21 protein-coding genes are annotated in these 21199 nt (G+C 62.0%); 10 read left to right on the forward strand and 11 right to left on the reverse strand.

Translation table 11 applies throughout. The annotated features are described in order from the left end of the window. Positions 1 to 10: 10 nt before the first annotated feature. Positions 11 to 1039 (reverse strand): selenide, water dikinase SelD, encoded by a 1029-nt coding sequence (selD, locus tag EYW42_RS19030; RefSeq protein ID WP_135537029.1) that lies wholly within the window; start codon positions 1037 to 1039, stop codon positions 11 to 13. A 3-nt stretch (positions 1040 to 1042) separates the two neighbouring features. After that, complete coding sequence (locus EYW42_RS19035; protein ID WP_135537030.1) at positions 1043 to 1291, reverse strand: sulfurtransferase TusA family protein; 249 nt, start codon at positions 1289 to 1291, stop codon at positions 1043 to 1045. Between the two features lie 107 nt (positions 1292 to 1398). Between EYW42_RS19035 and yqeC the strand changes: the two genes are divergently transcribed. The 4 genes from yqeC (at position 1399) to EYW42_RS19055 (ending at position 5072) form a co-directional block, all read left to right on the forward strand. Continuing rightward, positions 1399 to 2172 carry a selenium cofactor biosynthesis protein YqeC gene (gene yqeC / locus EYW42_RS19040; RefSeq protein ID WP_135537031.1) on the forward strand — a complete coding sequence of 258 codons (774 nt, stop codon included), beginning with the start codon at positions 1399 to 1401 and terminating at the stop codon, positions 2170 to 2172. Positions 2173 to 2287: 115 nt separating this feature from the next. Next, on the forward strand, positions 2288 to 3331 hold the full coding sequence (locus tag EYW42_RS19045; RefSeq protein ID WP_135537032.1) for a PLP-dependent cysteine synthase family protein: 1044 nt from the start codon (positions 2288 to 2290) through the stop codon (positions 3329 to 3331). 84 nt (positions 3332 to 3415) lie between these two features. Continuing rightward, positions 3416 to 4054: a nucleotidyltransferase family protein gene (locus tag EYW42_RS19050; protein WP_135537033.1), complete on the forward strand. Its 639-nt coding sequence runs from the start codon at positions 3416 to 3418 to the stop codon at positions 4052 to 4054. A gap of 226 nt (positions 4055 to 4280) precedes the next feature. Then, positions 4281 to 5072, forward strand: coding sequence for a GNAT family N-acetyltransferase (locus EYW42_RS19055; protein WP_135537034.1), 792 nt, complete (start codon positions 4281 to 4283; stop codon positions 5070 to 5072). Between the two features lie 167 nt (positions 5073 to 5239). Here EYW42_RS19055 and ade read toward each other — a convergent pair whose 3' ends face one another. Further along, on the reverse strand, positions 5240 to 6907 hold the full coding sequence (gene ade, locus EYW42_RS19060) for an adenine deaminase (RefSeq protein WP_135537035.1): 1668 nt from the start codon (positions 6905 to 6907) through the stop codon (positions 5240 to 5242). Between the two features lie 264 nt (positions 6908 to 7171). Continuing rightward, on the reverse strand, positions 7172 to 8557 hold the full coding sequence (locus EYW42_RS19065; protein WP_135537036.1) for a uracil-xanthine permease family protein: 1386 nt from the start codon (positions 8555 to 8557) through the stop codon (positions 7172 to 7174). A 334-nt stretch (positions 8558 to 8891) separates the two neighbouring features. Here EYW42_RS19065 and EYW42_RS19070 point away from each other — a divergent pair, with 334 nt between their 5' ends. Further along, complete coding sequence (locus EYW42_RS19070) at positions 8892 to 10112, forward strand: molybdopterin molybdotransferase MoeA (RefSeq protein WP_135537037.1); 1221 nt, start codon at positions 8892 to 8894, stop codon at positions 10110 to 10112. A 40-nt stretch (positions 10113 to 10152) separates the two neighbouring features. Here the strand turns inward: EYW42_RS19070 and EYW42_RS19075 are convergent, their stop codons facing one another. Together EYW42_RS19075 and EYW42_RS19080 are read right to left on the reverse strand one after the other, a co-directional pair. Then, positions 10153 to 11355: an MFS transporter gene (locus EYW42_RS19075; RefSeq protein WP_135537038.1), complete on the reverse strand. Its 1203-nt coding sequence runs from the start codon at positions 11353 to 11355 to the stop codon at positions 10153 to 10155. A 111-nt stretch (positions 11356 to 11466) separates the two neighbouring features. Beyond that, a complete protein-coding gene (locus EYW42_RS19080; RefSeq protein WP_237561381.1) occupies positions 11467 to 12855 on the reverse strand; it encodes an NCS2 family permease in 1389 nt (462 codons plus the stop codon). A gap of 223 nt (positions 12856 to 13078) precedes the next feature. Between EYW42_RS19080 and cofC the strand changes: the two genes are divergently transcribed. Next, the gene (gene cofC, locus EYW42_RS19085; RefSeq protein ID WP_135537040.1) at positions 13079 to 13717 is read left to right on the forward strand and encodes a 2-phospho-L-lactate guanylyltransferase; all 639 of its coding nucleotides are present in this window, start codon (positions 13079 to 13081) and stop codon (positions 13715 to 13717) included. Positions 13718 to 13769: 52 nt separating this feature from the next. Then, on the forward strand, positions 13770 to 14150 hold the full coding sequence (locus EYW42_RS19090; RefSeq protein ID WP_135537041.1) for a Rid family detoxifying hydrolase: 381 nt from the start codon (positions 13770 to 13772) through the stop codon (positions 14148 to 14150). A gap of 37 nt (positions 14151 to 14187) precedes the next feature. Here the strand turns inward: EYW42_RS19090 and EYW42_RS19095 are convergent, their stop codons facing one another. The 4 genes from EYW42_RS19095 to EYW42_RS19110 all read right to left on the reverse strand — a co-directional run bounded on the left by EYW42_RS19095 (position 14188) and on the right by EYW42_RS19110 (position 17443). Beyond that, positions 14188 to 14448: a sulfurtransferase TusA family protein gene (locus EYW42_RS19095; RefSeq protein WP_135537042.1), complete on the reverse strand. Its 261-nt coding sequence runs from the start codon at positions 14446 to 14448 to the stop codon at positions 14188 to 14190. A gap of 590 nt (positions 14449 to 15038) precedes the next feature. Then, positions 15039 to 16367, reverse strand: coding sequence for a 5'-deoxyadenosine deaminase (locus EYW42_RS19100; RefSeq protein ID WP_135537043.1), 1329 nt, complete (start codon positions 16365 to 16367; stop codon positions 15039 to 15041). Positions 16368 to 16757: 390 nt separating this feature from the next. Next, positions 16758 to 16940 (reverse strand): 30S ribosomal protein S17e, encoded by a 183-nt coding sequence (locus EYW42_RS19105; protein ID WP_135537044.1) that lies wholly within the window; start codon positions 16938 to 16940, stop codon positions 16758 to 16760. A 260-nt stretch (positions 16941 to 17200) separates the two neighbouring features. Next, a complete protein-coding gene (locus EYW42_RS19110; RefSeq protein WP_135537045.1) occupies positions 17201 to 17443 on the reverse strand; it encodes a hypothetical protein in 243 nt (80 codons plus the stop codon). Between the two features lie 218 nt (positions 17444 to 17661). On the opposite strand from EYW42_RS19110, the gene EYW42_RS19115 reads away from it, so the two are divergent. Together EYW42_RS19115 and EYW42_RS19120 are read left to right on the forward strand one after the other, a co-directional pair. Further along, on the forward strand, positions 17662 to 17847 hold the full coding sequence (locus EYW42_RS19115) for a 30S ribosomal protein S17e (protein ID WP_135537046.1): 186 nt from the start codon (positions 17662 to 17664) through the stop codon (positions 17845 to 17847). Between the two features lie 547 nt (positions 17848 to 18394). Further along, a complete protein-coding gene (locus EYW42_RS19120) occupies positions 18395 to 19282 on the forward strand; it encodes a winged helix-turn-helix domain-containing protein (RefSeq protein ID WP_161972986.1) in 888 nt (295 codons plus the stop codon). A 673-nt stretch (positions 19283 to 19955) separates the two neighbouring features. Here the strand turns inward: EYW42_RS19120 and EYW42_RS19125 are convergent. Further along, on the reverse strand, positions 19956 to 20795 hold the full coding sequence (locus EYW42_RS19125; RefSeq protein ID WP_135537050.1) for a proline dehydrogenase family protein: 840 nt from the start codon (positions 20793 to 20795) through the stop codon (positions 19956 to 19958). A 132-nt stretch (positions 20796 to 20927) separates the two neighbouring features. On the opposite strand from EYW42_RS19125, the gene EYW42_RS19130 reads away from it, so the two are divergent. Continuing rightward, a partial coding sequence (locus EYW42_RS19130) for an aldehyde dehydrogenase family protein (protein ID WP_135537048.1) occupies positions 20928 to 21199 on the forward strand: 272 nt, incomplete at its 3' end.

Genomic DNA, 21199 nt, shown 5'->3' on the forward strand with positions numbered 1-21199 from the left:
TCTTTTTCCCTTACCGGCTGATCGGCTCTATCGTCGGTTCGTCGAGCGAGACACCGGATCCGTCGGTGACGCGTCCGACCTGTCGGTAGAAAACTCCGGCGTCGTCGAGACGGGATTCGAGGTCGGCGCTGCGTGCGGCCGGTACCGACAGGAGAAGGCCCCCACTCGTCTCGGCGCTTGCGCCGTCTTCCAGGCCGTATCCGAACAGCGCGGAGAGCCCTTCGGTCCCCGCGATGACCGGCAGACGGGTCAACTCGACCGCGACCCCGGAGTTGTCTGCGAGCACTTCCGCCTGTCCGACGAGGCCGAACCCGGTGATGTCGGTCGCGGCGGTCGCGAGGTCCCGGCCGGCTATCGCTGCGGCGCGGTTCGGCGTCGTCATCCAGGCCAACGCTTCGTCGCCGATCTGATTGATGGGACGACCCGCCGCGTCCGCGACGACGTCGGCGAACTCGTCGTCCGAAACGCGTAGCGCCCCCATCGCTGACTGGGTACCGAGCGGTTTCGTGAGGTAGAGCCGGTCGCCCGCGGACGCTCCCTGCGAGGTCAACAGGGTGTCCGGCGGTGCAGTCGCGGAGACCGCACCGCCGGCGAACGGCCACGGACTGATGATCGTGTGTCCCCCTGCGACCGCGCCGCCCATACCGTCGATAGCGTCGGCGATGCCGGCCAAGACCGACGGCGCAACGTCGGTCAGTTCCTGCGGGAGACCGAGGACGACGAGACAGTCGAGATTGTCCGAAGCCCCCGTGGCGAAGGCGTCGCTGGCGGCGTTACACGCCGCGACGCGGCCGAAGTCGTACGGGTCGTCGATTATCGGTGTGAAGAAATCGACCGTCGAAACCAGCGCCAGGTCATCCGTCAGTTTCCGCGCGGCGGCGTCCTCGCCGACGCCGAACAGGAGTTCGTCCCGGGACTGGGTCAGGCCGGCCTCCCCCAGCAGGTCGTCGAGGTCGCTCTGGCCGACCTTGCAGGAACAGCCGTGGAGGTCGGCGTACTCGGTGAGCCTGACGGCCGCATCCTCGGTGCGGTCGGCCATCGACTACGCCTCCGGAATCTCCGCGTCCTCGGTCACTTCGATGGTCAACTCGAACGTGTCTCCGTCGCTACCGTCCTCGCTCTTGGCGACGGAGAACCCGCGTTTGCGACACATTCGACAGAGGTTCCGTTCCGCCGGGGGGTAATCACCGCGCACAAGCAGTCTGTCGCCCGCCTCCAGTTCGGATAGCTCCCGGCGGACGATCAGCGCCGGCCTCGGGCAGACTTCCCCGCTGACATCCACGCGCGTCATACCTCGGCGTATGTGGGTGACTCGCAAAACAGTGTCGGCTCGACACGCCCGCCGCTGGCGGACTGTGCCGCACAAACCTATTTTTGTCCCCGTCCCGCAGTGACGGTATGCAACTGGCTGACGCGCTGGGGCTCGGCGACCGTGAACTCGTCGCGTTCGTCGGTGCTGGCGGCAAGAAGACCGCGATGCATCGACTCGCGACGGAGAGCACCGAGCGGGGGTACAACGCCGGCTTCACGACGACGACGGAGATGCCGCCGCCCGACCTGCCGCTGACGGTCACGGACGTCGAGGTGTCTCCGTACGCGCTCACGGAGGACGAGCCCCCGGTCGCGTTCGCGCGAGAGTGGGTGTCCGACCCCGACCGCGTCGCCCGGAAAGTCCGCGGCTTCGACCCGGGGCCGCTGACGTCGGTGTTCGACCGCGGGTTCTTCGACTGGCTCCTCGTCAAAGCTGACGGCGCGCGGATGCGGGAGTTCAAGGCTCCCGGTTCCGGGGAACCGGTCATCCCGGAGAAAGCGACGCAGGTCGTCCCGGTGGCGTCGGTGCTCGCCGTCGGCGAACCGCTCACGGAGGCGGTCGTTCACCGTCCCGAGCGCGTCGCGTCGATAACGGGGCTCTCCGTGGGCGACGCGATCACGCCCGAAGCGGTCGGCGACGTGCTCGCCAGTCCCGACGGCGGGCTAAAATGCGTGCCCGACGCCGCGGACGTCACCCCAATCGTCAACAAGGCCGACACGCCGGACCGCCAGGAGACCGCGCGAGCGGTACTCGAACGCGCGCTCGACGGTACGTCTCGGTTCGCCCGCGGACTCGTGACGTCGTTCGAACGGGACGTCTGTCTCGCCGTCGAGAGCCGAACCTCGCCGCAACGGGCGTAGGGGAACGCGGAACCCGTTCGGTGGGCCGGATGTGAACGGCCTGTTCTATCTCGTCAGTACTCGCCGACTTCACCGTATTCTTTTGTCTCGACGGTGAGAAACTGAACGAGCGACTATGGTAGAGTCACCCACTGACGGCTCGGACGAGACGCACATCTTCGACAGCATCGGTGAGACGCCGCTCGTCGAACTGTCGAACGCGAGCGCGGACGTCGACGCGACAATCTACGCCAAACTGGAGTTTCTCAACCCATCGGGGAGCATCAAGGACCGCATCTATCACGAGATGATAACCGCCGCCGAGGAGCGCGGCGACCTCGAACCGGGGACGGAGATCCTGGAGTGTTCGACCGGCAATGCGGGCATCGCCTGCACGTTCGTCGGGACCCGCCTGGGTTACGACGTTACGATCGTCATGCCGGAGGGGATGAGCGAGGAGCGGAAGAAAGTCATCCGGGCGTACGGCGGGACACTCGTCGAAACCCCGGGCGGCGAGAGCGACGTCGACCTCGCCATGGAGCGCGTCGACGAACTTCGGAGCGAGGCCCCCGACGAGTACTGGTTCCCGAACCAGTTCAGCAACGCGGACAACCCCGCGGCCCACGAGAAGACAACGGGCCCGGAGATCCTCGACCAACTAGACGACGCCCCCGACGCCTTCGTCGCGGGCCAGGGAACCGGCGGGACCGTCACCGGCGTCGGGCGTGCGCTCACCGCCCGAAATCCCGACACTGCGATCTACGCGCTCGAACCCGCGGAGGCACCGCTCCTCTCCTGTCGCCAGTGGGGCACGCACGAAATAGAAGGCATCGGCGACGGGTTCGTCCCCGAGAACCTCGACCCGTCGCTGATGGACGGCGTCGTCTCGCTGGAGAGTCAGGCGGCGATAGACAGGGCCCGGTCGCTGTCGGAGTCGGAGGGGATATTCTGCGGGATTTCCAGCGGTGCGAACGTCGAGGGGTGTCGCCGCCTCGCCGAGGCCAGAGACGACATCGACACTATCGTGACGATCATCTGCGATACGGGTCACCGGTATTTCACCACGAAACTGTTCGAACCCGACCACGAGATCGAGATTCCGGAGCGCGACCACCCCCTCGACGACTACTCGAAGGAAGTGCTCTCGGAACACCAGGACGACTGGCACATCGTCGACTGACGCCACGAGGGACAATGGGCCGACGAGAGGCGAACGGGACGAGACGGGGAAAGAACCACCACGATCCGGTGCGAACGGGTTCGTATGACAGATCGTTCGGACGCTGACTCGGACGGGCCGGACGGCGGCGACGGATCGACTGTCGTCGGCGGCGTGCTCCTCGCGGCGGGGCGGGGGACTCGTTTCGAAGGCGGGAACAAACTCCTCGCGGATGTCGATGGGTCGCCCATAGTCAGGCGCGCAGCGCGGACGCTGTGTCAGTCGTCAGTCCATGAGGTCGTCGCCGTCGTCGGTCACGAGGCGGCCCGCGTGACGGAGGCGCTCGACGGACTCGACCTCTCTGTCCGACATAACGATAGCTACGCGGCAGGTCAGAGCACGTCGGTTCGGACCGGCATCGACGCGGCGCGGGACGCTGACTGGGACGCCGTCCTCTTCGCGCTCGGCGATATGCCGTTCGTGCGGCCGTCGACCGTCGACGCGCTACGAACAGCGTACGCGAGCGGGGAAGGGACGATCGTCGCCCCCGCGTACGAGGGACAGCGGGGGAACCCCGTCCTGTTCGGTCGGCAGCACTACGACGGTCTCTCGGACGTTTCGGGCGACAGAGGTGGCCGACACCTCATCGAGACCCGTGACGACGCCGTTCTGGTCGACGTCGACGACTCCGGTGTGAGGAGCGATGTTGATTCCCGCGCCGATCTGGAGTCGGACGCCGGGTGACGGTCGTTCGGGAGGGCAGGGAGGGCCCCCTCGGCGAGGCGTAGCGGTCCCGACCGGCGATGCGGCGACCGGGTGCGGGGACGTTGTCAGGATATGCCAAGTGTTGTCACGACTGTGTGGCGGCGTGCCGGTTCGAGCAACTAAATACCTCTATTTCGTCGGTACTGTCGACGGTCGTGAGAGTCCGTGCGGTTTCCGGACCCAGAACCGTGGTATCAGGAAAACTATGTCCGAAAATCCGATTCCCACTGGTGGCGCGTTACGGTCGAGTAAAGCGGCGGCAAACGAGATACCCAACGAGCAACGGCGACATCTGTACGAGTACGTGGCCGAGCGCGGTCCGGTTCGACACCGTCGTCTGCGGGAGGCGCTGTTCCCCAACGATAGGCGCGCGGCCCGTCATCACCTCGCGCTGCTCGAACGCAGCGGGTTTCTGGTCGAAGAGGACGACCGGGTTCGCGTCGCGGTCGACATTGACCGGCTGACGGAGGCGAAAACGGTTGATCTCCCGCGGTTCGACTCGCCGGTCGAGCTTAGGCCGGCGAACGAAAGCGACCGGACGGCGCTGGTCGACGTCATGCGGTCCGTGGGCGGAGAGCGGATCCACGTCGATGCGGTAGCGACCGCAGCACCGCTGGCGCACGGGGGAAGGCTCCACCGACGGGGTGCGGAGGGTGAACGCGGCTTCTACGTGGCGACCGTCGATAAGACGGTCTGCGGTTGGGTTCACGCCGAAGCGCCGTCGCGGCCCGAGAGCCATCACGCGACGATCACCGGCGGTGTCGTGGAAGAGCGACGCGAGGCAGGGATCGGGACCAACCTGTTGGAGTACGCACAGACGTGGGCCGAACGCTGCGGCTACGAGAAGCTCTATCAGCATCTCCCGTCCACGAACCGGGTCGGCGTCGATTTCCTCACGAACCGTGGTTGGACCGTCGAAGCGACTCGGAGCGACCACTATCTGGCGAAGGACTCGTACACGGACGAAGTGATCCTGTCTTGCGCGATCGACGACTGAGATCCGACGGGACGGGACCTCGACGTGACCGACGGAATTCGTCCGTCTCTCGCGGCCCCTGACCCATTTCTCACGGCCTCAGAACGCTTTTCTCGACGGCTTCGATGCAAGCCACCTCCGCGTATAGGCGGACGGATACGAGACCGTCACGGCCGCACCGGCGATCGCTACGAGACCGTCACGTCCACGTACTTGCCGTCCGTGACGTCCACGAGACCGTTGTTCGTGAGCCGATACGTCGGGATAACCTCCAGCGCGAGAAACGAGAGTTCCATCAGGCCAGTCTCCGCCATCCCGAGGTCGCCGGCATGGCTCTCGACGGCCTCGAACCGCTCGTACACCGTCTCTATCGGTTGGTTCGACATCAGGCCGGCGATGGGGAGCGCGAGCGTCGAGAACTCGTCGTCGACGGGGTCGTACGCGACGACGCCACCCTCTAACTCTCTGAGTTTGTTCGCGACCGACGCCATCGACGCGTGGTCCGCACCCGCGACGACGCAGTTGTGGGCGTCGTGGGCGACCGTCGACCCGACAGCGCCGCGTTCCAGTCCAAGCCCGTGGACGAAGCCGCGGCCGATCCCCCCGTCATTGCCGTGTCGCTCGACGACGGCGAGCGAGAGCAGGTCCTCGTCGGGGTTCGGGATCAGGATGCCCTCTTGGACGGGGACCGTCGTGATCATTGGGTCGGTCTGGAGACCGCCGACGGCGTCGATGACGCGGATGCGTTCATCGCTGCTGTGGCCGTCGGCAACGGTGATGGCGAAATCCGACGCCGAAACCGTCGGGAAATCGACCGTATCTGTCGGGAGGTGGGTCGACGTAGCCGGGGTGCCGTCCTGCGTCGGGTCAAGTTCGCCGTCGACCAGCACGCGGTCGACGTCCCAGGTGCGCAGGTCGTCGAGGAGGACGATATCCGCCGGCGCTCCCGGTTGGACCCTGCCGAACGGCAGGCCGTAACTCTCTGCCGTGTTGATCGTCGCCATCTGTACGACCTCGACCGGATCCGCGCCCTCCCGGACGGCTTTCCGGACCGCGAAGTCGACGCCGCCCTCGTCGACGAGGTCCGTGACCTCACGGTCGTCCGTACAGAGCGAGAGCCGTCGGCTGTCCACGTCTTCGACGAGCGGTAGGAGGTCGCCGAGGTTCTTGCTCGACGAACCCTCGCGCAGGTAGACGCGGAGGCCGACATCGACCTTCTCTCGGGCCTCGGACAGGGAGATGCTCTCGTGGTCGTTGTCGAGATACCGCGCGGCCTCCTGTAGTCTGTCGCCCGTGACCCGCGGCATGTGTCCGTCAACTGTCAGCCCGCGCTCTCGTGCGGCGCGGATCTTCGCATGGACCTCTTCGTCTCCTGCGAGCAATCCCGGAATGTTCATCACTTCGCCGAGCGCGACGACGTTCCGCTCGTCGAGCAGTTCCGTCACGCTCTCGGACGGGAGCGCCGCCCCGCAGTCCTGCAGGTCGGACGCTGGGACGCTGGACGGGACGGTGAACCGCGCCTTTAGTGGCGTACGCTCGGCGTCTCGGATCACTGCGCGGACGCCGTCCGCACCCGCTACGTTCGCTATCTCGTGTGGGTCGTGTACGACGCTCGTCACGCCTCTCGGAACGACAGCATCGCCGTACTGCGGGAGCGTCACCATGCTCGATTCGACGTGCATGTGCGCGTCGACGAGGCCGGGGGCGACGTAGTTCGCCTCTAGTTCGCGTTCGGCGGGACGTTCTTCCAGCGCTACGATGGTCCCATCGTCGATCGCCACGGCGCGGTCTTCGAGGGTCCCGGTGTTTACGTTCACCAGCGTTCCGCGGACGAGCGTGTCGACGCGGTCAGTCACTTCCCTCACCTCCCGGGACGGCCGTTCCGCGCGCCGTATCGCCGCGCTGACGATACCGCTCGCCGAGTGCGAAGTTGTCGAACTGCATAGTCGAACGTCTCGTTCGACGACGAAATAACTTGCTATGGAATATCATGCCACGCGCTCCAGCGTAGTCTGATGATCTGCGACGACAGCAACGCCGAGAACAGGGAGAGACGGGTCACGGACGACCGTCTGTGACCGGGAGTTCGGGGGCGTCCGAAAAACAGTCCGGGCGTGGAACTAATCCTCGTTCGACGCCACTGCGTCGGGGCCTAACTCCTCGTTGAGGTCTCCGGTGGTGTCCGCGTCCTCGATGTCGGACTCCGTCTCGCGCGGCACGAGCGTGTTGAGAACGATCGCCGAGATGGCGGTCATGATGATCGCGTTGCCGAAGAAGATCGTCGCTCGGTCCGGCAGTCCGCTGAGCGCCTCCGGACGGAACTCCACGCCGAGGCCGAGCGTGATCGACGTAGCGATGATGACCATGTTCCGGCGGTTCATCCGCTCGTTCAGGAAGATGAGGCGGATGCCGCTAGACATGATCATCCCGAACATGATCAGCACTGCGCCCCCGAGCACCGCGCTCGGGATCGTCGTCACGACTGCGCTGACTTTCGGAATGAAGCCGAGCAACAGCAAAACAGCACCGCTGACTGCGACGACGTAGCGGCTCATCACGCCGGTGAAGTTGATGAGGCCGACGTTCTGGGAGAACGTGGTCAACGGGAACGCGCCGAACAGCGCGCCGATCGAACTGCCGATCCCGTCGACGAAGAGGCCGCCCGATATCTCGTCGTCAGTCGGGTTCCGGCCCTCTGCGGCGGTAATTCCGGTGATGTCACCGATAGATTCTATCGCCGCCGTGATGTGGATCGCGGTGAACGTCAGGATCGGCACCGGTTCGAACGAGAAACCGAACTTCCCGGGGACGGGAACTGCGAACCAACTGGCTTGTCCGACCGCCGAGAAGTCGACGACGCCGGCAGCGATCGCGGCGACGTAGCCGACGGTGATCCCGACAAGGATGCTGAGTACCCGCAAGGAACCGGACGTAAAGAGGTTCAATCCGACGGTCACTGCTATCACGAGCAGGGCCAGACCGAGGTGGTGGAGCGCGCCGTAGTCGGCGGCCCCCGCGCCGCCCGCGATGTAGTCCATCCCGACCGGGACGAGGTAGAGTCCGATGATCATGACGATCAGACCGGTAACCAACGGCGGGAAGAACCGTTTGACCCGTTTGAACTGCCAGCCTATCAGTACCTCTACCAGCGCCGCGACGAGGATGGCCCCGAAGACGGCGTCCAGACCGTACTGCGTCCCTATCGCTATCGCCGCACCGACGAACGCGAAACTCGTCCCCATCACGATCGGCAACCGGGCACCGACCGGTCCGATGGGGAACACCTGGACGAGCGTTGCGATCCCGGAGAAGACCAGTACCATCTGTACCAGGAACGACGTGTCAGCGGAACCGGCTCCCACGCCGCCGCCGACGATGAGCGCAACAGCCGTCGCCGGGACGATCATGGCCGCGACGTGCTGTATGCCGAGGAAGATAGCTTCCGCTGCAGGTGGTTTCTCTTCTAACTCGTACGCCAGGTCGATCGATCCGTCTCTCTCTGACATGTGCTGTCAATTCCCACAGACTATCTGAAGGTATAAATCATTTACCACTTGTACCTCGGCTTATATTTGCCCCGCAAGGCACGCCGAGCGTAGTCCATCGACCGTACAGGGAGTCACTGAGCGAGACACTCACCGCAATACAGTCCGCAGGTGATTTGACTCATACGTGAGGTGAGGCTGATATCGATGACAACGCCTCTACCGTCGACCTCTCGCTTTCAGGACTGCGTTCAGAGCCCGTGCGGAGTATTCAAGTCTACTGTCTGCCGGTCGAACGCGTTCTGTTTCGGGGGTAGGCGAAAGGGGTTTGTGGGTATAGTTCGCAACCCTCGCTATGAGCCACGATCACGAGTCGATGCTGTGTCGTGCCGACGCCGTGGAGGAGGTCACGGACCTCCTCGAACGGGAACTGTCCACCCGCGGGACGGTCGAGATGAGCATCGAAGACGGCGCGGCGGGCCGAACGCTCGCGGAACCGGTGACCGCTCCCCGAGACGTTCCCGCTCACGACCACGCGACGATGGACGGTTTCGCGGTCGACGCCAGGGATCCGTACCCGCTGACGGTCAGGGACGAGGAGATATTTCCGGAGGACCAGCCGCCGGCGATTGCGGCCGGCGAGACCGTCCGTATCGCCACCGGTGCGCCGCTGCCGGAGCGCGCGAACGCCGTACTCAAAGTCGAGGAGGCGACCGTGGAGGGCGGCGAACTCACCGGAAGCACCCTCGAACCGGGGACGTACGCGTACGAACGGGGGAGCAACGTCTCCGCCGGCGAAACGCTGTTTCGACCCGGAGAACGGCTTTCCGCGAAGGACCTGATCCTGCTTCGTGACCTCGGGATCGAACGGGTCGCCGTGTACGAGCGGTTTTCGGTGGGCTTGCTGGCAACGGGGTCAGAGATCCACGAGGGGGTTACCCCCGACCTCGACTCACCGATGCTGGCCGCGCTCGTACGGTCGTGGGGGCACAGTGCGACGATAGCGGGGACAGTCCCCGACGAGTACGATAGGACGGAACAGCGGATCGCCGAACTGGCCGACGAGCACGACGTGGTTATCACGACGGGAGGGACGAGCGTCGGCGAGAAGGATTACGTCGTTCGGGCGCTCGAATCCCTGGGAGAACTCCGCTTCCATCGGGTCAGGATCCGACCCGGCAAACCGATAGCGGCCGCGCGACTCCCCGACCACGACGCGGTGGCGTTTGCCGTTCCGGGGAAACCGGTCGGCGCTCACACGGTGGCGACGCTCGTCATGCGCCCCTTCTTCGTCGGCGATGCGGATCCCCTGCCGACGAGAGTCGCGACCGTCACCAGCGATGTCGGTATCGGGACGCCCGGATTCGAGTACGCGGTCCCGGTGACCCTAGACGGTGAGCGGGCAACGCCGCTCGGCCACGTCGATTCGCCGCTTCAGGTGTACGACGAGACGTTCGATCCGAGCGTTCTCTCGTCCAGTACGCGGGCGACGCGAGCGGACGGGTTCGTGATCACGGAGTCGGATCTCTCGGCAGGCGAGTCGGTGCGCGTGATACCGTACCATGTTATAGAGTAGTGCCGGTGACCGGCAGTCGGTCGGCTCTCGCTGGCTCCGGTCAGTTCCGCCGGACGAGGGCGAGAAAAACGAGTCCACCGCTGACGAGCGTCGCCGTCCCCCAGAACAGCAACAGCAGTCGATAACCGCGTACGGGGTCGTCGAACGCGGCGCTCGCAACGCTGGTGAACGCGACGGGGCCGACGGTCTGTCCGAGCCAGAGCATACTCGTCAGCACACCCATCATACTCGCGCGGAGTTCCCCCGAGACGAGGCTGGTGACGCTCGTGTTGAGCGACGGCATCACGAGTCCGAACCCCAAACCGAAACAGAGCAGCATCGCGCTGATCAGTATCGGCGTCGGAGCGGCCCAGATGCCGAGGAGGCTGACGCCGAACCCGACGAACCCGAGCGCGACCAGTTCCTGCGGTTCGAAGCGATGCGAGATGCGCCCGTACTGGGATGCGATGGACGCGTTAGCGATAGAGACCATGCTGAACAACGCTCCGATCTGGCCCGCGGAGAGGCCGTGAACGTCGCTCAGCAGCAGTGAGAGTGCCGTGAGAACGCCCCCGTAGAACAGGAAAAACGTGAGAAACGCCGCGGCCCAGAGTCCGAGCGCCCGGGGAACGAGGACCGCGGAGACGACTCGCGATACGTACGTTCTCATTGCAGGGGTGTCCTCTATCTCCGGTTCTTCGAGCGTGAAGAGCGCGACAGCTCCGACCGCGAGGCTGAGACCGAAGAACGCGAACGGAACGTTCCAATGCATGGCGGCTAACGCGCCACCGAGTAGCGGATACGCGGCGGCACCGATGCCGATGGCGCTGCCGTTTATTCCCATGACCGTGTTCCGTCGCTCTCCGTCGTAGAAATCCCCGATGAGCGTGATCGCCAACACCATCAGACCGCTCCCGCCGACACCCTGCAAGAACCTGAGGGCGAGAACGCCGCGGAACGACGGTTCGAGCGCGATACCACCGCCGGCCAGGCCGAAGAGAAACAGCAGGGGGAGAACGACCGTTCGCCGCCCCAGTCGGTCAGAGAGGAGTCCGATGAACGGCGTCAGAAACACGCCGGGAAGCGTGTAGGCCGTGATGACGAGCCCCGCCTGCGCGTCGCTTATCCCGAACACTGCACGGAGATCGGGAAGGAGCGGACTGATCAGCGGAACGCCCATCACGCCGATGAGCGAACACGCGAGTACCGACTGAAAGGTGGCCGACGTCCAGGGGATGTCGACCCGTGTTCGTGAGGAGGTCATCTGTATCGTGTGACGGTAGAGCGCCCGGTGCTAGCCAAACGACGCGGTTCGTGATCCGTGTTTGCGGGTGGCGGCATCGCTCTCGACCGTTCGTCCCGAGTCGCGGGATGTCTATCCCATCACCCCGCCGGAGGTAACGTAGAAGTAGAGGACGAACGCCCCCGCGAGCGCCCACTGCGCGACGTGAACGTCGGCGTAGTCCCCTCGTGCCGTTTTGACGATGGGGTAACTGATGATGCCGGCGGCGATGCCGTTAGCGATAGAGGCCGTCAGCGGCATCATCACCATCGTCAGGCCGCCCGGAATGAGCCACTCGGAACTCTCCCAGTTGATGTCGGTGATGCCCTGAAGCATGATCAGTCCGACGACGACCAGCGCCAAGTAGGACGCGTACGCCGGGATGGCGGCGACGAGCGGGATGAAGGCCAGCGAGAGCAAGAATAGTAACCCGACGACGAGAGCGGTCATTCCGGTCCGACCGCCCTCTTCGATCCCCGTGGAACTCTCGATGTAGGTCGTGACCGTCGTCGTCCCGATCATCGCACCGAACGTCGTCGCGACCGCGTCGGCCATCAGGGGTTTTTCCATCTCGGGAAGATTCCCGTCGTCATCGAGAAACCCGCCGAACTGGGAGACGCCGATGAGCGTCCCGGCCGTGTCGAAGAAGTCCACGAAAAAGAACGTGAACACCACGATGGCGAACGACACCGGTTCGATGTTCTGGAACCCTTCCAGAAACGCGCCGATGAGCGGCGTGATATCGTAGTGCGGTTCGGGGACGCCCGACGGGGTGAGGAGACCGTCGTTGACCACTCCTCCGAGGGTCAGCCCCCATCCGGCGAGCGCCGTGGTCAGAATACCGATGATGATCGACCCGGTCACCTCCCGCGAGTAGAGGACGAGCGTAAACACCAGGCCAGCAAGGGACAGGAGCGCCACCGGGTCGGAGGCGACGTTCCCGAGGGTGAGCAGTGTATCGTCGTGTGCGATCGCTACGTTCATCTCTATCAGTCCTAACAGGAGGAGGTACAGCCCGATACCCGCGCCCACGGCGAACTTGACCGGTTTCGGGAAGAACTCGATGATATACCGGCGTGCCCCGATCGAGGACATCGCCATGAAGACGATCCCCTCGACGAACACCGCCGCGAGGGCGGTTTGCCAGGGGATCCCGAGCGTGATGACGACGGTAAACGCGAAGTACGCGTTGAGTCCCATCCCCGGCGCGAGTCCGAACGGCCGGTTAGCGTAGAGGGCCATTACGATCGTCCCCACGACCGCAGCGAGGATCGTCGTGATCGCGATCATCTGGAAGACCTGCCCGTCCGAGTAGCCGTCGACGCTAATGGCCGCCGAGAGGATAGTCGGATTAACCACGATGATGTACGACATCGTCAGGAACGTCGTCATCCCGGCGATCACTTCCGTTTTCGTATCGGTACCGTACTCTCCGTAGCCGAAGAACGCCGCTACCTTCGACTGTTGATCAGCATCTGACACGGGTGACACGGTGTGACACACCTTATTAGCAGTTCCGGTTACTGTAAATTGATATAAAAGGTGGCCGGTATCTCACCGTTGACAACACGATGTGGCAGATAGATCCGGTTTGGCAGATATATTGGACCGATTCGATCGGGACTTGCGAGTTGTGTCGCGTGTGTTTCTCCGTTGTGGCGGGAGATTGATGGGACCGAACCGACGAACTCCGGAGAGAACAGTCATGCGAGTCATCATCCCCTACGACGGCAAGAACCCGAAGACGAGGCTTTCGGAGGTACTCGACCACAGCGAACGGGTCGCGTTTGGGAGAGCGATGCTCCGAGATGTCTTGGCCGTCGTTCGAGGCGTCGGGGGCGATCCGCTCGTCCTGTCGCCGACGCCGGTCGATATCGAGGACTGCCCCGTACGCGTCGACGAGCGACCGCTTTCGCGTGCCGTCAACGGACAGTTGCGGTCCTCGTCAAACGCGATAGCCGTCGTGATGGCGGACCTGCCGTTGCTCACGGAAGCAGCGCTCGAACGACTGCTCACAAGCGACGGGGACGTAGTGCTCGCCCGCGGCGTCGGCGGCGGCACGAACGCGATTGTCTCACGCACCGCGGACTTCGCCGTCGACTATCACGACAACTCCTATCTCGACCACCGGTCCGCCGTGCGCAAAATCGGCGCGACGCTGACGGAGGTGGATTCGTACCGCATGGCGACGGATATCGACGAACCGGACGACCTGGCGGAGTTGCTGTTGCACGGGGACGGGCACGCCGCGCAGTGGCTCCGCGACCGGGGCTTTCGGCTCACGGCGGGTAGCGGCCGGAGCGGCGTTGAGCGCACGGCACTCTCGGACGAGTTACACCAGTAACGGCTATCCCGACGGGGAAATCATTAAGGTGCGATGCTTTGAGTGATCCCGTATGAAGCGAGTAATCAACTCGAACGATGCACCGGAGGCGGTTGGCGCGTACAGTCAGGCGACGACCAACGGCGATCTCGTGTTCACCGCCGGTCAGATCCCGATGACGCCCGACGGTGACCTGCTTGCGGACGAACCGATCGCTGCCCAGGCCGAGCAGTCTCTCTCTAACATCCGCGGTATTCTGTCGGAGGAGGGTCTGGAGATGAGCGACATCCTGAAAGTCACCGTGTTTCTGGACGATATCGACGATTTCGAGGAAATGAACGACACCTACAAGGACTTCTTCGACGACGAACCGCCCGCCCGTAGCGCTGTGGAGGTCGCGAACCTGCCGAAGGGCGTCGGCGTCGAAATCGAAGCTATCGCGGCGAGCGACTGAACTGCGTTCGCTCAACATTCCGTTTCTGTCCCGGATTTCACGGTGAGTCCGTCACCGACCGTCGAGAGCCCGACGCTTCAGTCACGAGTATCTGTAGTTCGAACTCGGCTTCGGGTTCCGTTGGAGTTGCCGTCGATACGTCGTACCCGTGCTTGTGACACGAGCGGCGAATACTCCGCTCTGCGGGCGGGTAATCCCCGACGACCGTGAGTTCGTCACCTGGTTCGAGTTCCTCCAGACAGCGTTTAACGATCGTCACTGTCTGAGGACACACTGTGCCACTCACGTCCAGTTCCATGTGCCACGGCACCGCACGCACGACTATAACGTTGTCCCCGGGGCGAACCGGACTCGGGGTCCGCCGGGCACATCTGCACAGGGCCGACGCGCTCAGCGCGGGCGAACGGCAACGAGTGGCGTTCGCTCGCGCGCTGATTCAGGACGCACCCACCATCGTCGCGTACGAGCCGACGGCCAACCTCGACCAGTCATCGCGGACCACCGTCCTCGAAGTGCCAAACGACACCGGGAGTGACCGGACGTTGATCACCGTCCTCCACGACATGGAGTTGGCGGCCGCCCACTACGACCGCATCGTCGGCGTCGTCGACGGCTCGATCCGATTCGACCGCCCTTCGGAACGCGTCACAGTCGCCGAGTTACGGGAGACATTCGAAGGCGTCGATACGGGGTTGCCTGCCGCGCATTTCCTCCCCAGACGCCGTCGCTCGGACAGACCGCTGCCGAGACACACGCCGCGGAACCCCCCGTTACTCACGTCGCGATCGATAGTGTGTACGGTCCGTAGACGGTCTGGCAGGCGGATGGAGCTGAATCAGTGGCCACCGACGGACCGGTCGCGGCGGTTCAACGACGGAACAGTCGATCTTACGGTTTCACTTCCTCTGCCGCTTCGCGGTGCGATTCGAGCGAGAGGCCGACATCGTCCGCTCTCTGGCGAATCCGTTCCGCGTCGACGGTCGTCACTTCCCCGTTTTCGACGAGCACGTTCCCGTCGACCATCGTGAACATCACGTCCTCCCCGTGGGCGGCAAACACGAGGTGGGAGAGCACGTCGTGAAGCGGCGTCGCCCGGGTGATATCCGTCCGGAGACCGACGATGTCGGCGCGCCAGCCTTCACGGATGGCTCCCAACCGGTCGAAGCCGGCCGCCTTTGCCCCGTTTATCGTTGCCATCTCGAATATGTCCTCGGCGGGGGTGACGGTCGGGTCTAGCTGGTCCACCTTCTGCAGGAGACTCGCCTGCCGCATTTCGGTGAACGGGTCGAGCGTGTTGTTACAGGGCGGCCCGTCGTTGCCGAGCGCGACGTTGATGTCCCGGTCCAGGTAGTCCCAGACGGGGGCGATTCCGCTCGCGAGTTTCATGTTCGAGGACGGACAGTGGGTGACGTGTGTCCCCGTCTCCGCGAGGACTTCCCGCTCGCTCTCGTCCGTCCAGACGCAGTGGGCGAGGACGACGTCCTCGCCGGTGAGGCCGACCTCGTCCAACCAGTGGATGTTTCGCATCCCCGTATCAGACTTGACGGTTTCTATCTCGCTCTGGTTCTCGCTCGCGTGCGTGTGGATCCTGACGCCGTCGTACTCGTCGGCGAGTTCGCGAGCGCCGCGAAGGCACTCTTCGGTACAAGAGACGGCGAACCGCGGCGTGACAGCGTACCGGACGCGGTCATCGAACGAGCCGTGGTACTTTTCGATGAGCCGCTCCGTCTCCTCCAGCGCGTCCGACGTGTCCTCTAAGAGTCCTCTGGGTGAGCGGCGGTCCATCATCACTTTCCCGAGGACGCCGCGAATGCCGATCTCTCCGGCAGCCTCAAACGCCTGGTCCGCGTGGTTGACGGAGAGATGGTCCACGCACGTCGTCGTTCCGCTCTCGATCATCTCGAGATAGCCGAGTTTCGCTGCCACCTCCATCTCCTCTGCCGTCAGCGATGCTTCCATCGGCAGTATGTAGTCGAACAGCCAGTCGAGGAGTTCCGTATCGTCGGCGATACCGCGGCCGAGGCTCTGCACGGAGTGGATGTGTCCGCCCACGAGGCCGGGAAGAAGCACGTCGTACTCCTGTGTTTCGTGGTCCGGGTACTGATCGACGAGTGCGTCCCGATCACCGACGGCCTCGATGACCGTATCGTTCACGACGACGGCACCGTCGTGGATAACGGTACTCGAATCGGCGACCACCGTGCCGGAAAGTAACATACGTAAACAGGAACCTGCACACCGGCAAAAGGCTTTCTTTCCACACACTCGCATGGCACAAGCACGAACGGTGCTTGAACGACCGAGTTCGGGCGTATGCGTTGCGTTGACTCTGCGTATCGGTCGTCGTTCTCTGACCGAAGAGACGATGCACCTACTATTATCTCGATACATCTATTTCTCTGTCACTGGTTAACAGCCTAAGTTTGTTAATCTATAGCGCCTGTCCACGTAACGCGAACGGACTGGATCCGTTCGGAATCGCCGTTTCTCACGACCTGACAGGCACTGAATATACGGGGCGTTTGCGAGCATTCGCCGCCGGAACCGGCGCTCGCGAGGTCTTGGGCGAGTAGGGAAGCAGGAAATCCGCAAACGGGTAGCGACTGCTCAGTTTCCGACTTGCTTGCGGGTTATGTACCCGGCTATCCGGTTTCGGAGCCGTATCGAGCCGAGGTTGGTCATCTTCTTCACGACCGTTTTGTTCTTGCTGAACTTCGTCGAGAACGAATCCGGATGCTGGCTCAGCAGGCGGTCGCCGACGCTGATGATGTCTTCTGGGTCTGCCGTCATTACTGATAACGTTCGGCTATGCCGTTGTTAAGTGCTTTGTTCGGTCGGGTTCGCTTCTGTGATCACGCTATCGCTCGCTCGGAGATATTCACTCAGACGTTCACTGTTACAGTTGCAAGCGCTACTGTTGATACCTGTGAGCTCTCTGGTGTCCGCCGGTCTCCGGGTCGGCTTCGTTCTGAGCGTACGCGAGTGCTGCTACATGGTATCGGAATCGTCGATGACTGTGTCGACCGGTAGAGAGAATCGGACGGTGTCCGTCAAGCGGAAACAGATCCACTCGCCCGGTGGTCGGTTAGCTGCACGTCGTAGTATTCGACGAACTTTATCAGGTCGTACTGCACGAGTTCTGTCGCGATATCGGGATCGACTCCGGCGACGATATCGTCGTCCACCACTCGTAGCAGGCACTCTTTGGCCTGTTCGGAGAGTTCGTCGAAGTGACAGACGTGCGTCCGATCCGCGGGCGACTCGATGCTGGTACTCGTGACCCTAAGTGTCATGGTAACTTCTCACATCCTCTTTTGTGACGCGTGGTTAATGAATATTCCGGCGACATACGGCACACGCAGTTTCGCCTGCCCCGAACTGGACCAAGAGAACATGTGGCGTTTGCCTCCCACCGGTTCGCAGAGACCAAGAGAGACACAGCCACAAGTCCGGCCAGATCTCGAACACAGACGTGGCAAAGAACTATTGGAAACGGGATCGAGTTTCCGGTATGACTTCGAACTCTGACGAGATAATCAGTATCGGGGACTCGCTCATAGAGCGTCATCCCGACACCTTCTCCGAGGACTTCGAGGAGAACAAACACCGCGTCGAACAGCTGACCAGCGTCGAAGCAAAGCGGGTCAGAAACCGGATCGCAGGATACATCACGAGAAAAGAAAAAGAACGAAAATGATAGTATTTGAGAAAGAATAGCGTTGTTCTGGGAAACGAACCTCCCGGTTTTAAATGCCGAAATCAGGCTTCTAGTGGCTATGAGAACCTTCTAATCCCATCTATTACCAGATCAGCCGCTAGTTCTACGTCTCTGTAGGTGTTTGGAACTGAATGATGTTCTAAATATATATTATACTACTATTATTTAAAATATACACTATTGCTTGTTGAGAGATCGAATGACCTCTTTCACCTCTTGTGTCCGAGTCCGCTCCACGAACAGTTGCTCGTTCGCTCGAGGGTGTCGTCATAATACTACCTGAGATATTGACGGAGTTCTCACTTTCAGAGCCGTTTATAGTAGTCACTGAAACGTTTCACACGCTGATCGGATCTCTGTCGTATGATCAAGTGTGCAGTGACTACTATAACTGTTCGGAAGGGTCCGATCTAGAGAACCGGGAATGAAAACAGTCAATAGACAATTGGTCCGAAATACAATCGTACTGACCCGCGTCGGAAGATCAACCAGTGTCCTGAACACGATAACCCCGGTACACCCAACTATGGACGAGACTGAACCGTTCGAAGCAGGCGATCAGGCTGATGCGTTCGGTATGTTGTCCGACCCGAAACGGATCAAAATCCTCCAGGCGCTCTGGGAGATAACGGACGAGGAAGCTTCCTTCTCGGAACTCAGAGATCGAGCCGGAATCGAGGATTCCGGACAGTTCAACTACCACCTCGACAAACTCACCGACCAGTTCGTTGCAAAGCACGGTGACACCTATCGGCTTCAACTGGCCGGAATCCAGGTCGTGGGATCGATGCTTGCCGGCACATACACGAAAGGGGACGGCGTCGACCCGATCCCGATCGACGACCCGTGTCCCGCCTGTGGTGGCTCTCTTCTCTTTGAATATCGAGACGAGTGGGTGAGTATCGACTGTCGAGAGTGTGATATCACTAGCAAGTTCGGTGTCCCTCCCGGCGTGTTCGTCGGGTACAACCGCGACGAACTCCCCGACGTTGCCCAGCGGTACGGCCGGAACACGGTCCGACAACTTCGGAATGGGTTCTGTCCGTACTGCGAAGGCAAGATCCACCCCACGGTTAAGACGCTAGACGATGCCGAGACCGGACTCCCTGACCAGTTCTCCGCTGTCCCGTTCGTCCAGTTCGTCTGTGACAGATGTAATATGGATATGACAGTCGACATCGGTGCGAGCCTCCAGGATCATCCGTCTGTCGTTTCCTTCTATTACGAACAGGGTGTCGATCCCACCGAACTGTCCTTCTGGGAATTCGGTGCAGTCACTCGGGACCAAGCCAGTATTCAGTCGGAAGAGCCGTTTCGTGCTACCGTTACCTACGACAAGGATGACACTCAGGTTACACTGACCGTCGACCGCTCGCTGCACGTTCTTGACAGCGACCGTGTGACTGACCAGTGAACGGACCTCGTGGAATTCAGTTACGACCCCACTCCTCCAGAACAGGTAATCGATTATAGACATGGCTGTCTATCGAGCCGCTAAACCTACCGACTTCAGTAGTAGTATATTATATTTTATACTTGGGGTTGTGTGGAAGTTTGCACTAAATAGACAATATCATTTTCATTCAAGAGCACTGCCGACGACCTGGCAATTAGCCATGGGTCAGTAGCCAGGTGCACGGTATTTCTGCAATGTCCCCGTAGATCGTCTCCCACCGAAAACAGAACTGCCCATGAGTTCGATTACGCCGGGCTATCACCCCGACTATTCAACCCGCTAACTCAAACCCGACGAACAGGGTCACCCGAAAAGCGTTTCACCGCCACTAATTTCCAGTTGACTTCTTTCTGTTGATATCTGAATGGCCGAGACAATACTGTAGAAGTTTGAAAATAGTAGACAATATTCTATAGATGTATTGCGAATATATAACCTATATTATTACCTCTGTAGTGACCCATTCCTCCTCTCTAGAAGGTGTCTCGTACACTGACTGATCCGACGCCCCTTACCCGAAATCGCACACGGATTCGACGGCCTGTCGTTCTCCGTTCGGTACACCGACCGTCGGAACCCTGCGACCGACGGTATCGACTGCAGTGGGCCGGACAAGGAGCGCGATTTGGCCTCAGGAGTCGGCGACCGCCCGTAGCGCGAACAGCGCGTTCTCCTTTCGCTCCCGGACTCGTCGGTAGAAGTACATCATCCAGCGTGATCCATACGGGACGTACTGATAGACATCGACGCCACTGGCTGCGAGTTCTCGCTGGGCGTCTTCGCGAACTCCCATGAGCATCTGAATCTCGTACGGAGTCCCGTACTCCTCGTGAAGTTGGCGAGCGTATTCTATCATCGCGGGGTCGTGGCTCCCGACGGCGATACCCCCTTCGCGGTGCTCGAAGGCGTCTTCGATCAGCGACCGGTACGCCTCGTCGACTCTGGACTTGTCCGTGTACGCGATCGACTCGGGTTCGTCGTACGCACCTTTCACGAGTCTCACCTTGCCCGGAACGTCGGAGAGGCGGTCGAGGTCATCGCTCGTACGCTTGAGATTCGCCTGTAGACAGAGGCCGACGCCCCCGTCGTATTCCCGTGCGAGGCTCTCGTACGCGTCCAGAGTCACGTCCGTCGTTCCCGAACCCTCCATGTCGACCCAGACAAACACGTTATCCTCGGCCGCCTTATCGACGATCCGTCGGAGGTTAGCCTCGAACCGGTCCGCCGAGACCTCCAGGCCGATCTGTGAGGGTTTGACCGAGATGAGAGCGTCGATATCAGATATCGTGATATCGTCAAGCAGGGAGCAGTACGCCTCGGTGTCGTCGGCCGCGTCCTCGGGGTCGTCGTGGTGTTCTCCGAGTAGATTAAGGATCGTCCCGATACTATTATTTCTGTTCCGGGCCGCACGTTCCAGAGCCGCTGGCGGTGACTTTCCAGCGACGAAGTTGTTTGCGATGGGTGGAATCATCGTTTCAACCTCGTCCGGGATGCCTATAACCACGGCACCGACCAAAAAAACCACGAGTTTAATCCAGAAATAAAGAACCACCCCGACCATGGGAGGGTGTCAATTCTACTCGGTGGGGGCGGAGAAGAACGTATGAGTCGGACAACAGACTCGGCGCAATATCGCCACTACATCGGCGGAGAGTGGACGGACGGCGAGGGCACAGAGACGTTCGAGAGCGAGAACCCGGCGACGGGCGAGAGCCTCGGCGAGTTCCAGCGCGGCACCCCAGCCGACGTCGACCGCGCGATGGCCGAGGCCGACGCCGCCTTCGAAGAGTGGCGCGAACTCTCCTACATCGACCGCGCGGAGTACCTCTGGGACATCTATCACGAACTCCGCGACCGCCACGACGAACTCGGCGA

The organism is Halostella pelagica (assembly GCF_004762015.1).
Lineage (GTDB): Archaea > Halobacteriota > Halobacteria > Halobacteriales > Natronoarchaeaceae > Halostella > Halostella pelagica.